12 protein-coding genes are annotated in these 12800 nt (G+C 58.9%); 7 read left to right on the forward strand and 5 right to left on the reverse strand.

The window, feature by feature from the left end; all coding sequences use genetic code 11:
• Positions 1-25: 25 nt before the first annotated feature.
• From PMI26_RS14930 to PMI26_RS14920, 3 genes are read left to right on the forward strand one after another with little or no spacing between them, the layout of a single operon-like run.
• Positions 26-2206, forward strand: coding sequence for a PepSY domain-containing protein (locus PMI26_RS14930; RefSeq protein ID WP_007974821.1), 2181 nt, complete (start codon positions 26-28; stop codon positions 2204-2206).
• On the forward strand, positions 2190-3161 hold the full coding sequence (locus PMI26_RS14925) for an FAD:protein FMN transferase (RefSeq protein ID WP_007974822.1): 972 nt from the start codon (positions 2190-2192) through the stop codon (positions 3159-3161). The genes PMI26_RS14930 and PMI26_RS14925 overlap by 17 nt, the downstream gene beginning before the upstream one ends.
• A gap of 60 nt (positions 3162-3221) precedes the next feature.
• Positions 3222-3923 carry a VIT1/CCC1 transporter family protein gene (locus PMI26_RS14920; protein WP_007974824.1) on the forward strand — a complete coding sequence of 234 codons (702 nt, stop codon included), beginning with the start codon at positions 3222-3224 and terminating at the stop codon, positions 3921-3923.
• Positions 3924-3979: 56 nt separating this feature from the next.
• On the opposite strand, the gene PMI26_RS14915 is transcribed toward PMI26_RS14920, so the two are convergent.
• Positions 3980-4858 carry an MliC family protein gene (locus PMI26_RS14915; protein WP_007974825.1) on the reverse strand — a complete coding sequence of 293 codons (879 nt, stop codon included), beginning with the start codon at positions 4856-4858 and terminating at the stop codon, positions 3980-3982.
• Positions 4859-5014: 156 nt separating this feature from the next.
• Between PMI26_RS14915 and PMI26_RS14910 the strand changes: the two genes are divergently transcribed.
• Entirely contained in the window at positions 5015-5791 is a 777-nt protein-coding gene (locus PMI26_RS14910) for a substrate-binding periplasmic protein (RefSeq protein ID WP_007974826.1), read from the forward strand.
• A gap of 138 nt (positions 5792-5929) precedes the next feature.
• On the opposite strand, the gene PMI26_RS14905 is transcribed toward PMI26_RS14910, so the two are convergent.
• From PMI26_RS14905 to PMI26_RS14895, 3 genes are read right to left on the reverse strand one after another with little or no spacing between them, the layout of a single operon-like run.
• A complete protein-coding gene (locus PMI26_RS14905) occupies positions 5930-7312 on the reverse strand; it encodes an LLM class flavin-dependent oxidoreductase (protein ID WP_007974827.1) in 1383 nt (460 codons plus the stop codon).
• Between the two features lie 37 nt (positions 7313-7349).
• Complete coding sequence (locus PMI26_RS14900) at positions 7350-8195, reverse strand: amino acid ABC transporter permease (RefSeq protein ID WP_007974828.1); 846 nt, start codon at positions 8193-8195, stop codon at positions 7350-7352.
• Complete coding sequence (locus PMI26_RS14895; protein WP_086776972.1) at positions 8192-9004, reverse strand: ABC transporter substrate-binding protein; 813 nt, start codon at positions 9002-9004, stop codon at positions 8192-8194. Before PMI26_RS14895 ends, PMI26_RS14900 begins: the two co-directional genes overlap by 4 nt.
• Positions 9005-9232: 228 nt before the next feature.
• Between PMI26_RS14895 and PMI26_RS14890 the strand changes: the two genes are divergently transcribed.
• Positions 9233-10405, forward strand: a complete 1173-nt coding sequence (locus tag PMI26_RS14890; protein WP_033047876.1) for a DUF1624 domain-containing protein — start codon at positions 9233-9235, stop codon at positions 10403-10405.
• A 57-nt stretch (positions 10406-10462) separates the two neighbouring features.
• Here PMI26_RS14890 and PMI26_RS14885 read toward each other — a convergent pair whose 3' ends face one another.
• Complete coding sequence (locus tag PMI26_RS14885; protein ID WP_007974831.1) at positions 10463-11236, reverse strand: ParA family protein; 774 nt, start codon at positions 11234-11236, stop codon at positions 10463-10465.
• Positions 11237-11472: 236 nt separating this feature from the next.
• Between PMI26_RS14885 and PMI26_RS14880 the strand changes: the two genes are divergently transcribed.
• Both PMI26_RS14880 and PMI26_RS14875 read left to right on the forward strand, forming a co-directional pair.
• A complete protein-coding gene (locus tag PMI26_RS14880; RefSeq protein WP_007974832.1) occupies positions 11473-12171 on the forward strand; it encodes a potassium channel family protein in 699 nt (232 codons plus the stop codon).
• A gap of 151 nt (positions 12172-12322) precedes the next feature.
• The gene (locus PMI26_RS14875) at positions 12323-12778 is read left to right on the forward strand and encodes a glycine zipper 2TM domain-containing protein (protein ID WP_007974833.1); all 456 of its coding nucleotides are present in this window, start codon (positions 12323-12325) and stop codon (positions 12776-12778) included.
• Positions 12779-12800: the final 22 nt, after the last annotated feature.

The raw sequence follows: 12800 nt of genomic DNA on the forward strand, positions 1-12800 counted from the left end.
CACCCGCCAATTCTGGAGGCTGAACATGCTTCGTCAGTTCCATTCCCTGCCTGGCCTGATCGCCGCCCTGTTGGTCATGCTGTTGGCCATCAGCGGCGCGATCCTGTCTGTCGACCCGGCCCTGGAACGCCTGCACAGCACGCCCTCGCCTGCCGGACAACTCAACGTCGGCCAACTGGCCGGGCGCGTAGCCAACCACTTTCCGGGCGTGGAGCAGATCCAGCGCACGGCGTCCGGCACGCTGATCGTTTACTACAACCAGAACGGCCAGGCCGGGGCGGAAAAGGTCGACCCACTGACCGGCGAAGGCCTCGTACCTTACGAGCCATCCGCGTTCTCACGTTGGGTGAAAGACCTGCACCGCTCGCTGTTCCTTGGCACGCCGGGCCATGGCGTGTCAGGTGTCGGTGCGCTGTTCATGCTGATGCTGTCGGTGTCCGGTGCGCTATTGCTGGCCCGGCGCCTGGGCGGCTGGCGCAACCTGCTGCAGCCACTGCGGGGCACCTTCAGTCAGCGCTGGCATGCCGAAGTCGGGCGACTGGCACTGCTCGGGCTGCTGCTGTCGGCATTGAGCGGGCTCTACATGTCCGCCACCACTTTTGGTTTTATCGCCGACGGCAGTCAAAGTGAACCGGCCTTCCCCGCCCGTGTCAGCGCCGGCCCGGCCTTGCCGGTGGCGAACCTGCAAGCCTTGCAGGCCACCGACCTGAATGACTTGCGCGAACTGGTCTTCCCCAGTCCCGGCAACCCGAGGGACGTGTTTTCCCTGCGCACGGTGCAGGGCGACGGCTACGTGGATCAGGCCAGCGGCGCCTTGCTGTCCTATCAAGCTCACGACTCGATGCACAACCTCTACCAATTGATCTATCAGCTGCACACCGGCGAAGGTCTCTGGTGGCTGGGCCTGCCGCTCGGGCTCTGCGCCCTCTGCGTACCCTTGATGAGCGTGACCGGCATTCTATTGTGGTGGCGACGTCGCAAGGCTGGCCCGAACATCCGCCACAACAGCCCGGCCCACCGCGCCGACAGCTTGATTCTGGTGGGCAGCGAAAACAACAGCACCTGGGGTTTTGCCAAAACCTTGCACGACGCCTTGCACCAGAGTGGCCACCAGGTGCACAGCGCGGCGATGAATGAATGGAGCGGCGATTACCGCAATGCCCAACGGGTGTTCATCCTCACCGCGACCCACGGTGACGGCGATGCACCGGCCTCGGCTTCGCGGTTCCTGGCGCGGCTGGCCAAAACCGGCCTCAAGCCTGGCCTGCCCTATGCAGTGCTGGGCATGGGCGACCGCCAGTTCGCGCAGTTCTGCCAGTATGCCCATCAGGTGCAGGACGCGATGTTGCAGGCCGGTGGCTCGCCCTTGCTGGGGCTGGAAACCGTCAACCGCCAGTCACCTCAGGAGTTTGCGCGCTGGGGCCACGCGCTCGGCGAAGTGTTGGGTCAGGATCTGGTGCTGGTTCACACCCCGCAGCCGCCGCGCAAGCATCAATTGCAGCTGACAGAGCGGATTGCCTATGGCGAACAGGTGAATGCGCCGACCCACGTACTGCGCTTCAAAGCCTGCGGCGAGCTACCGGGCTTTCTGGTCGGTGACCTGGTCGGAATTCTGCCCCCGGGCAGCCCGATCCCGCGTTTCTACTCGCTGGCCAGCGGTTCCCAGGACGGTGTGCTGGAGATCTGTGTGCGTAAACACAACGGTGGCATGTGCTCGGAATTCCTTCATGGCCTGACCATCGGCGCGCATATCGAAGCTTTCATCCAGCCCAACCCGCAATTTCGGCCGGCATCGGGCACGCACCCGGTAATCCTGATCGGTGCCGGCACCGGCATCGGTCCTCTGGCCGGGTTTATTCGCAACAACAAGGCCCGACACCCAATGCACCTGTATTGGGGCGGGCGTAACCCGGCCTCGGACTTTCTCTATGAACCGGAGCTCAACCAATACTTGTCGGACCGACGCCTGACGGCACTGCGCGCCGCCTTCTCTCAGGTTCAGGACCGTTGCTACGTGCAAGACCGACTGGTCGGCGATGCCCTGGCCTTGCGCCGGTTGATTGAAAAAGGTGCCCAGGTGCTGGTTTGTGGCAGTCGCGAAATGGCCAAGGGCGTGATGCAGGCCCTCGATGAAGTGTTGGCGCCTCTGAACCTGAGTGTGCTGACCCTCAAGGCACAAGGACGCTACCGTGAAGACATCTACTGAGTTGCAACGCTACAGCCTGAACGGCGAAACCATGGGTACCCGCTACACCGCCCTGTTTTATGCCGAAACCGGGATCGATACCGACGAAATTGGCCATCGCCTGGCGCGTGCCGTAACCCGGGTGGACCAGCAAATGTCCACCTGGAAACCCGACTCGGACCTCAACCGCCTCAATGCCGCCCCCGAGCAGGAATGGGTGCCCGTGCCCAAGGAACTGGCCACGGTACTGTCAGCAGCACTGCGCGTCAGTCAGCAATCCGGCGGCGCCTTCGACATTGCTGTCGGCGACCTGGTTAACGCCTGGGGGTTCGGCCCCGGGGAGCAAAGGGTCACGGAGCAGGCGATCGGCTCGATTGCGCCGCGCCCCCGACTGTCAGCCAGCGCCGCATTGGTGGTTGAGCCCCAACGCAATCAGGTGCGCAAGCGCGCGCCGTTGAACCTTGATTTGAGTGGCATCGCCAAAGGTTTTGGCGTGGATGAACTGGCCCGCTGCCTGGACGGTTTGGGCATCGACCGTTACCTGGTCGGCATCGATGGCGAGATGCGCGCCCGGGGCGTCAAACCTGACGGCCAGTGCTGGGCCGTGGCCCTGGAAAAGCCCAACCGGGGCGTGCGTGAAGTCATGGGCGTGATGGAGCTTGGCGATGCCGCAATCGCCACCTCCGGGGACTATCGACACTGGATTGATGTGGCCGGTCAGTCCTATGCTCATACCATGAACCCGGCCACCGGCACGCCGCTGTGCAACCCGCTCGCCGCCGTCACCGTGGTGGCAGCCTCGTGCATGCTCGCCGATGCCTGGGCCACGGCGTTAATGGTGCTGGGCGAAACCGAGGGCCCACGTCTGGCTCAAGAACGCGGGATGGACGCGCTGTTCGTGCTGCGCGAGGGTACACAGTTCAAAGAAATATCCATTGTCGGCGGCCGGTTGCAGGCGCAGATTGAAACCCGCTGACGCCGTTTGCCGGCCCGTGTCCGATGTGAACCGCCTAATGACAGTGAGTCCCGTTAAACAATGAAATTCATGCACAGGCACACCGAGGCACACCGAAGCGATCGTATCGGCTGGCTGCGCGCCGCCGTCCTTGGGGCCAACGACGGCATTGTCTCTACCGCCAGCCTGCTGATCGGCGTCGCGGCCGCCAACGCCAGCCACGCCACGTTGCTGGTTACCGGTATGGCAGGGCTGATGGCCGGTGCCATGTCCATGGCCGCTGGCGAATACATTTCCGTGCACTCCCAGGCCGATACCGAGCGGGCCGATCTGTCCCGGGAACGGGCAGAACTGGCGAGCGACCCGAAAGCCGAGCACATCGAGCTTGCCAACATCTACATGCATCGCGGCGTATCACCCGAACTGGCGCATCAAGTGGCCGATCAATTGATGGCCCATGACGCACTGGGCTCTCATGCCCGGGACGAGTTGGGCATCAGCGCCACCCTCACCGCCAAACCCTTGCAGGCCGCCCTGGCCTCCGCCGCCAGTTTCGTGGTGGGCGCTGCGTTGCCTCTGGCCGTGACTTTTTTCGCCCCGGCGCACAGCGTCGGGCCCTGGATATCGGCCATGTCATTAGTGTTTCTCGGGACATTGGGCGCCATTGCCGCCAAGGCTGGCGGGGCCAACGTCATGACCGGCGCCTGGCGGGTAACATTCTGGGGGGCCCTGGCCATGGGGATTACGGCACTGGTGGGGCACGTGTTTGGCGCAGTGGTCTAGCGGGCGACTGCGTTGACCTCAGAGTTTGATTGCGCGCTTTGATCAAGCGCGCAGTTTCAAGGTTTTCTTTTGCAGTGCGACTCGGGCGCACCGTATCCCCACGTGATTGTCGTCTCGGCCTGATGCTCCCAAAGGGTCTCATTGCGCCCAAGGTATTTAATGCCACTGCCGCCTGGCTGCTGGTACATCAGCGATACGCTATCGCCACGCTCGGCGATCAATGTCGGCGGATCGGTGTTGAAGAACATGGCCGTGACCTCGTTAGCCGGGTTGCCGTCGCACTCGTAGTAAACCGGCCCTGTGCCCGCTACCAGTCGGTACCGTGCCTGCAACTCGGCGATGCGGCGCTGGTATTCCATGCGTACGCAGGCACCCGCGTCATCGCTCTTCCAGCAGTCATCGCGCCCCTTGATCCATCCACGTTGCTCTGCTTTCAGCGTGGGAGGATGCTCGTTGCCGGCCTTGATACGCGCACTGGCATAAACCTGCGACAGCTGGCGATCGAGCGCGGACAAGTCCTTGTCCTCACAGATCATCGCCTCGATACCGCCGGGCTCCACCTTGGCGCAATCGTAAGAAGGGCCAGGTGTCACATTGACCGTCAGGGGTTTTCCGGCGTCGCTCCCGGTCGCCTGCATCGCCTTGGTCTGCTGATCAATGTACGTGCACCACTTTTCGGAGTTTCGTTCAGGGACGTTTGCCCTACCGCGAACCCCGGCTTTGAATTCGATCACCGATTTCCATTCGTCGGAGCCAATATCAGGCCCGTGCCCTTGCGCATCGGCAGTTTGCAGTCTCTTTTCGATCGCTTGGTACCAGGCGTCAGAGCATAGGGTTTGCGCCTGGGCAAATCCTGTAGCGCCGACAAAAAGCAAGGCAAGATACTGGGTCATGTGCAGTCCTTTTTGATCCGGGCCGTCGTCAAACAACGGCATAAGCCGACATCCGTCGGGTCGACCACTACGGGCTTGTTATAATCAGCAAGGACGAACAGAAACCGGACAGCATGCCGACACTTGAATACCTGACCGCCAGCGCTGGAATGAAGCACTCAATGAAGCCTCCAGGGTTATAAAAGGACTTATCGCAGAATGTGGCCATATCTTGCTCCGACCCTTCTGGCGTGTCTCCTCCAATTGCTGGCAGCGAGTGCCAACGCCGCACAGCAGACGCATGAAACGCTGACAATCATGGTAGAAGATGCCGCCGCACCCTGGTCAAACCGCGACGGTACAGGGTACGCCAACGACGTGGTCCTCGCCGCCTTCAAAGAGATGGCCGTGGAGGCCAGGTTAAAAGTAGTGCCCTATTCACGCTGCAAGTATATGGTGCTCAACGGCCAGGTCGCCGCGTGCTTCAACATGAGCTGGCAACCCGAATTCCAGGGCAGGATCAAACTGGCGGCGCGACCGATATTCAAGGTCAGTAACGATGTTTTTGAATCCATCAAGACCCCCTTGCCGAAGCCCCCGGACGGTCAATGTATTTTGCCGCCCGGCACCGTCGTCGGCATCACCAGAGATTACGAATACTCAACCCAGGTCATGGCACTCCAGACCTCGGGGGTCGTGTTCGAGAATTCCCTCTCAGACTTGACGAGCCTCCAGAAACTCGCTGCTCGACGCTTTCAGGCAGCCGTGATCATGAGCAACGACCTCGAGGTCCGAAACCGAAAGGCTCAGCAGTCAGGGACAGAAGATACCGTGCGCTTCGCCTTCAATTGCGGACTGGTGAACTCGACGATAGGTTTTAGCCTGTCCCATCCAGACGGATTGCGAGCACTGGAAGTGTATGACGAAGGCTATCGACGCATCGAGGCCAACGGTGTGCTCAAGAAGCTTCACCAGCGCTGGTTTCCTGAGCAGTGAATCGCCCAGGGTTTCACTGTAGGAGCCAGCCTGCTGGCGATGGATTCAAGTACGCCGCGTTCATCCAGTTCACCCGCGTTATCGTTAACGCCCGTCGCGGGCAAGCCAGCGCCTACAAGTGACCTCCAGGTCTGACCACTACAAACCTTCATTGAAACGGAACGAAGCGCCATAAGCCGACGCCGGCAAATGGTTCGAACCGTCACCCCGTAACCGCGAGCGAAAGGTACCGCTTTGCGGTTGGGTGCGGTAGAGCCCGCGTTTCTGCAATTCAGGGATCACCAGTTCTACGAAATCCTCAAGGCTGCCCGGGCTGATCAGCGGATTGATCATGTAACCGCTGGTACCGGAAATTCTGGCGTGTTCCTCAATGCGCTCGGCCACCTGTTGAGGGGTGCCCACGAGAATAAGATCACTGCCTCGGGTGACGTTGGCAAAACGCTGTTTGACGTCGCCTGCCGTCAACGGTTTGCCACTGCCATCGGGATGCATCACATAGGAGGTCATGCCCTCGGTGTGGGTGGAAAGCGCCTCACTGTCGGCATAGCGGCCGATATCAATGCCGGTGTCGCCCGCGTAACTGACCAGTTGCGCCTGCAAGTGATAGTTGCTTTGCAGTTCGTCGTATTTGCGCTGAGCCTCAATCTCGGTTTTCGCGGTGACGATACGCAGCACTGTCAGGGACTTCACATCATCACGCTGACGGCCACGTGCTTGGGCCTTGGCCCAGATTTCCTCGAGCCCCTGGCGAATTTCCTGCGGGTTGGACTTGGCAATGAAGATCAATTCGGCGTGCTTGGCGGCGAACTCACGACCGCGCCCCGACCAGCCCGCCTGAATCAACAAAGGCGTCCGTTGTGGCGACGGGGACGTCAAATGCGGCCCGGCCACCCGGTAATGCTCACCCACATGATTGATCGGCCGCACACGCTCGCCCCGAGCGTAGAGCTGGCGCGCCTTGTCCGCGACCACGGCGTCGTCGGCCCAACTGCCCTCCCAGAGTTTGTAGACCACATCAAGAAACTCTTCGGCACGTTCATAGCGGTCATCGTGCTTGATCATCTGCTCCAGGCCGAAGTTCCGGGCGGCGCTGGACAGGTATGAGGTGACGATGTTCCAGCCGACCCGGCCGTTGGTGAGGTGATCCAGCGTGCTGAAGCGACGGGCATGGGTGAAGGGATGTTCGTAGCTGGTGGTCACGGTAACGCCAAAGGCCAGGTTTTCCGTAGCGGCGGCCAATGCCGGAATGATCATCAGCGGATCGTTCGCCGGGGCTTCCACCGCCCACTTCATCGCCGCATCGGCGTTGCCACCAAATACATCGTAGAAGCCCAGCACATCACCAAAAAACAGCATGTCGAGGTGAGCCTGATCGGCAATGCGCGCCAGGTTCGACCAATAGCCCAGAGAATTGATCGCCAGTCGTTCGTCAGCGGGATGGGTCCAAAGGCTTGGCGCGCCGCCACAGCCCACACTGGCTTGCTCATAGAGCGCAAACAAAAGAGGTTTTGGATCGGACATCGTGGTTCCTATAGATAAAGTCATTAAACGCGGCGGTTCACCGCTGATTCTTGAAACCTTTGCCGTAGTGGCGCTCAAGGCGGTGCTGTATCAATTCCAGCCCGATGGACAGCAACCAATAGATGACCGCTGCGGTGGTGAGCATTTCGATGTAGCGATAGGAAGAGCGGCCATAGGACTGCGCCAGAAACATGACCTCCCACACCCCCATCACCGAAATCAGCGATGAGTCCTTGAGCATTGAAATGAACTGGCTGGTTGTCGGCGGAATGATCGTGCGCATGGCTTGCGGCAAGATGATGTGCACAAAGGTCGCCTTCGGCCCAAGACCCAGCGCCTTCGCCGCTTCGCGCTGCCCGGGTGCTACCGCCAGGATGCCGGCGCGAAAGATCTCGCTCAGATAGGCACCATAGTTAAGCGAAAGCGCAATGATCCCCGCGCTGATTGCCCCGGGTACAACGCCCAACTGCGGCAAGCCCAGATAGATCAGCAGGATCTGGATCAGCAGCGGTGTACCGCGAAAAAAAGACGCATAGAAACTGGCAATGCCGAATGCCACTGCGCTGCGTGACAGGCGCGCCAGCGCCGTCACAAAACCAAGGAGCAATGAAAGCCAGATCGAACAGAAACATAGGAACAACGTCAGCGCGGCGCCTTGCAGGAAACCGTTTGGCCCAAGGTGCAGGCCAACCAGATTGGGCCATTTCTCCAGGATGATCGAAAACTTCAAATCGAAGCTCATGAAGAACAGGACGCACATTCCAGACAACGCCGCCCACGTCAAATACAGGCGAGTGCGAAATCCAAACAATTGGCTAAAGCGGCGCGTCTCGATTACAGGGGCGGCAGTGGCCTTGGCCGGGTGTGGGTTGAGGGCTGTCATTGGCTGATGTCGGCACCGATCCACTTCTGCGAAATCTTGCTCAGCGTACCGTCAGTCTTGAGTTGAGTAATGACCTCGGTGACTTTGGCATTCCATTGCGGGTCGCCCTTTTCAATGGCCACGACGTTCGGTTCGGCATACAGCGTATCGCCGGCTATCTTGAAGCGCGGATCCTGGGCAATCCGCTCGCGAGCGGTGATGAGGTTGGTGACCATGGCATCCAGACGAACGCCTGTGCCCAGCGCCAGGTCCTGGAAGGCCACCGTTTCATTGTCATAAGGGGCCACCTGGACATTATTGAATGGATAGTTCAACGGCTTGTCCTCGGCGCCCTCGATCACCAGATCCTTGTTCAAGTAGGCTTCGTAAGTCGACGCGCTGATCACACCGACTTTTTTGCCGGACAAGTCTTTGCCCGCCGTGATGTCTTTGTCCTTGGCATTCACCACGATGACGGCCGGCGACTGGTAATACTCGACCGGAAAATCAAACACCTCGGCCCGAGCCTTGCTCGGGGTCATCGAGCAGACGCAGATGTCATAGCGCCCACTCCAGCGGCCGGCGGCAATCACATCCCAGGACGGTGTTTCCAACTTGAGTTTGACCCCGAGGCGTTGCGCAACAGCCTTGGCAACATCCACGTCAAACCCGTCGAGTTGGTTCTGCTCATTGAGAAACGAGAACGGCGGATAACTTTCCATCAGGACGCCGGTCAGCTCGCCTTTTTGTGTCACGCGATCCAGGGTCGCACCCGCGAAAGCCGTTGAGCAGGTAGCGAGCAACGCCAGGCCAAAGGGTAGAAGCGCCATAGTTTTCAAAGACAAATGCTCCAATCAATTCAAAAAAACCTGAATAGATTAAAACGCACTATAAAACGCATTTGTACTATCTTTATGGAATATAAGGCTCGCTTCAGGCTATATCGAATCAATGGCCGGAACGTTCACGGGACAGACCTCTATTATGTTATACAGTAACCATTCATGATCTGTCGGTGGCTACTGGCAGAGCTCTCCACTCCCTGCCTGCGACTTTCGATGACAAACTTCAATCAGATTCCGCCCGCCACGAGCGTAAGCCAACGCCTGCTATCCATCGATGCCCTCAGGGGATTGGTGATCCTGTTGATGCTGCTGGATCACGTGCGCGAGACGTTCTTGCTACACCGCCAGGTAGCCGACCCGATGGTCATCGACACCACCGAACCGGCGCTGTTTTTCAGCCGGACCCTCGCCCATTTGTGTGCACCAGTGTTCGTTCTTCTCACCGGACTGTCCGCCTATCTGTACGGCGAAAAGCACCAGGGCAAGAAAGCTGTGTCGATGTTCCTGTTCAAGCGTGGTCTGTTCCTGGTTCTGCTGGAGTTCACCCTGGTGAATTTCGCCTGGACATTCCAGTTCCCGCCCAATGTGATCTACCTGCAGGTGATCTGGGCGATCGGCCTGAGCATGACGGCCCTCGCTGCACTGGTCTGGCTGCCTCGGCCGCTCCTGTGTGTTCTGGGCCTGGTCATCGTCGCCGGGCACAACCTGCTCGATTCTCTGCACTTCCCGGTCGGTTCAGCGATGCACCTGCCCTGGGCAATCTTGCATGATCGCGGCTGGATCGATTTCTCCGACAGCTTGCGCCTGCGCACTTCCTATCCCCTGCTGCCGTGGATCGGTGTCATCGCCCTGGGTTACTGCGTCGGCCCCTGGTTCGCACGCTCAGCCTCGGCCACCGTGCGTCAGCGCCATCTGTTGTTGGCCGGGGCCAGCGCATTGACCGGTTTCATCGCACTGCGCCTGGTCAACGGTTATGGCGAGGCACATTGGGTGCACTATGAAAGCGCCACACAAACCCTCATGAGTTTCTTCAACATCACAAAGTACCCGCCTTCCCTGCTGTTCCTCTCGCTGACGCTAGGGGTGAGCCTGTTGCTGCTGCCTGGCTTTGAGCGGGCTCGGCAACGCAAGTGGATCAGCACTCTGGCGGTATTTGGCGCGGCGCCGATGTTCTTCTACCTGCTCCATCTTTACGCGCTGAAAATACTGTATCTGACCCACGTGGCGTTGTTCGGTTTGAATCAGGGCAACTACTTCGGTTTCGACAGCATTTGGGCGGTGTGGCTGACGGCAGCGCTCTTGGCTACAACACTGTTCCTACCTGTACGCTGGTTTGCCGCATTGAAGGCTCGTCGTCGTGATATTGGCTGGCTCAAATATTTCTGATCGGGGTAAAGGTTCGTCGCGGGCGACTGGTAACAGCGCGTAGACAGCGACTCGCTATCAGGCGACCCGCTCCAGTGCATCCAGCAAGCCCGCGTACTCCAGCGAGAGCCTGTGGCGCGGGGCCAGATGCACGATGGGGACAGACACTTCGTGAGACTCACGCATCTTGACGGAACTGCTGAGATAAACCGGCAGCACTGGCAAGCCTTCGGCCAGCAGCTCATTGACGAGACTCTGGTGAAAACCGGTGTGCCCGGTGAACTGGTTCACCACCACCCCTTCCACTTCAAGCGACTCATTGTGATCGAGTCGCAATTCCTCCACTTGAGCGATGACCCGGTACATCGCCTGGCGAGAAAAGCTGTCGCAATCGAATGGAATCAGCACCCGGTCTGCCGCCACCAAAGCGCTGAAGGTGTAGAAGTTCAGCGAAGGCGGCGTATCGATATAGATGCGCTCGTAATCCTCGGACAGTTCAACCAGCAACTTGCGCAGCTTGTTGATCTTGAACTTGCTCTCGAGTCTTGACTGCAGGTCTGCCAGATCCGGACTCGCCGTCACCAAGTGGAGGTTGTTGTAATGGGTCTCGGTGATGGACACCCGATGGCGCCTGCCTTCGAAACCGCCGGACAGCGTCTGCTTGAAGAAATCGGCGATGCCGGCAGGAATACGCTCGTTGCTCAGCCCGGTGAGGTAGTGAGTCGAGTTTGCCTGGGGGTCAAGATCAACCAGCAGCGTTCGGTACCCTTCGGCTGCACTCACAGCGGCAAGATTGCAGGCGATGCTGGATTTTCCAACGCCGCCTTTTTGATTGAATACGACACGACGCATGAGGCTTGCTCATCCATGAAAAGGCCAAAGGCCATCTGTAGTAAATGTAAGCAGTCATGTCAATTCTATGACTGCAATATTACAGTTTCACGACAGGGATTGCCTGAAGGCGCGGACTAGAGCATTCCACACCCATTCACGACTTGAATCGTACTGGCGACTATTCTGAAGCCAAGTCTGATTTCAACCGTGCGACGTCAGGTCCGAAGCACTACTTGGCCCTTTGGGAAACCGATATGACAAATCCGCAAGACAAACCCGACTCCGACGAGGGTTTAGCTCAGATGCTTATAGGGAAAGGTCCCTGCACCTATCTATTGCTGCTCTTGCTGGGATTGATCCTGCTGTTTCCCTTTCTTGAGGAAGGTCTGTTTGCTCGTACGTTGCTTGGCATTCTGTTTTCAATCGTGCTGCTCGTGGGTGCTTTCGTCACCAGGCAGACTCGGCGGGGGTTCATCCTCAAGCTGGGTCTGGCGTTGCTTGGGGTTGGTCTTCAATGGACGGCGTTGTGGGCTCAGAGTATCGCGATTCTCAACCTTGCCGGGATAGCTTATACGGCGTCTCTTGCCGTCTCGTTCAGCGGAGTGCTTCGCTATATTCTGAAGCGCGGGCCAATTTCTGCCGACAAGCTGCATGGCGCGCTTGCGGGTTACATCATGCTGGCCTTCGTCTGGTCCTTCGTTTATGCCTTGGTCGAAGTATCCATCGCTGATTCATTTGGCCCTGGCCACCTCGACTTCACACAGCCTGGCACGTTCTTCAAACTGATTTATTTCAGCTTCACGACGCTCACAACCACCGGTTACGGTGATTTTATCCCGATGACCAACCATGCCCGCTCACTGGTGATGGTCGAAGAATTTTCAGGCGTTTTTTACGTGGGTGTCGTGATTGCGCGGTTTGCCGGTCTTTATCCATCGAATCAGGACAAGTGACGTCTGTTGAAGCTGGCAACTGAACCTGACGGACGCTGCCAAGCCCCGCTACCGACCTTGCCCGGTAAAAGAACCGAATGCATCAGGCTTTTTCGTCTAACGTGAATTGATGCGTTTGCATGATCTATTTCCCTGAAAATGGAGTTCGACGATGAAAACTATCGCTTCCTGGCTGTCGGTTACGTTTCTTGGGCTGGTGCTCGGCGGCTGTTCCGCGGTCGGCGCCGGGAGCGGAGGCGCTGGCGAGACGCAGATCCGTTCGGGGAAAATCGAGCAGATTTCCCTCACCCAGATGCAGACCAATCACGATAGCGGCGTCGGCGCCATATTGGGCGGTATTGGCGGTTTAGCCTTGGGAAGCCTGGTCGGCAAGGGCACCGGGCGGGATGTGGCGATGGTTGCCGGTGCCCTCGCCGGCGGGGTAGGTGGCAACTACGTCGAAAAGAAAAAGTATGATCAGCCCGTGGAGGCTCAGCAGATCATCGTTCGGACCCACAGCGGCGTACTGGTTCAGGTGACCCAGCCAATCAATCCGGCGCTGACAAAAGGCCTGAACGTTTATGTCGAGGGCAGCGGTAACGAAGCGCGGGTAGTTCCGCAAAGTTAGTGCCGCAAAGTTAGTGGCAGCA

Source organism: Pseudomonas sp. GM33 (genome assembly GCF_000282295.1).
Lineage (GTDB): Bacteria > Pseudomonadota > Gammaproteobacteria > Pseudomonadales > Pseudomonadaceae > Aquipseudomonas > Aquipseudomonas laurylsulfatiphila.

Coding starts and splice junctions, on each gene's coding strand:
- PMI26_RS14875 (WP_007974833.1), top strand. CDS start 12,323: ATGAAAACTATCGCTTCCTGGCTGTCGGTTACGTTTCTTGGGCTGGTG.
- PMI26_RS14885 (WP_007974831.1), bottom strand. CDS start 11,236: ATGCGTCGTGTCGTATTCAATCAAAAAGGCGGCGTTGGAAAATCCAGC.
- PMI26_RS14920 (WP_007974824.1), top strand. CDS start 3,222: ATGAAATTCATGCACAGGCACACCGAGGCACACCGAAGCGATCGTATC.
- PMI26_RS14880 (WP_007974832.1), top strand. CDS start 11,473: ATGACAAATCCGCAAGACAAACCCGACTCCGACGAGGGTTTAGCTCAG.
- PMI26_RS14900 (WP_007974828.1), bottom strand. CDS start 8,195: ATGACAGCCCTCAACCCACACCCGGCCAAGGCCACTGCCGCCCCTGTA.
- PMI26_RS14930 (WP_007974821.1), top strand. CDS start 26: ATGCTTCGTCAGTTCCATTCCCTGCCTGGCCTGATCGCCGCCCTGTTG.
- PMI26_RS14915 (WP_007974825.1), bottom strand. CDS start 4,858: ATGCCGTTGTTTGACGACGGCCCGGATCAAAAAGGACTGCACATGACC.
- PMI26_RS14910 (WP_007974826.1), top strand. CDS start 5,015: ATGTGGCCATATCTTGCTCCGACCCTTCTGGCGTGTCTCCTCCAATTG.
- PMI26_RS14895 (WP_086776972.1), bottom strand. CDS start 9,004: ATGGCGCTTCTACCCTTTGGCCTGGCGTTGCTCGCTACCTGCTCAACG.
- PMI26_RS14905 (WP_007974827.1), bottom strand. CDS start 7,312: ATGTCCGATCCAAAACCTCTTTTGTTTGCGCTCTATGAGCAAGCCAGT.
- PMI26_RS14890 (WP_033047876.1), top strand. CDS start 9,233: ATGACAAACTTCAATCAGATTCCGCCCGCCACGAGCGTAAGCCAACGC.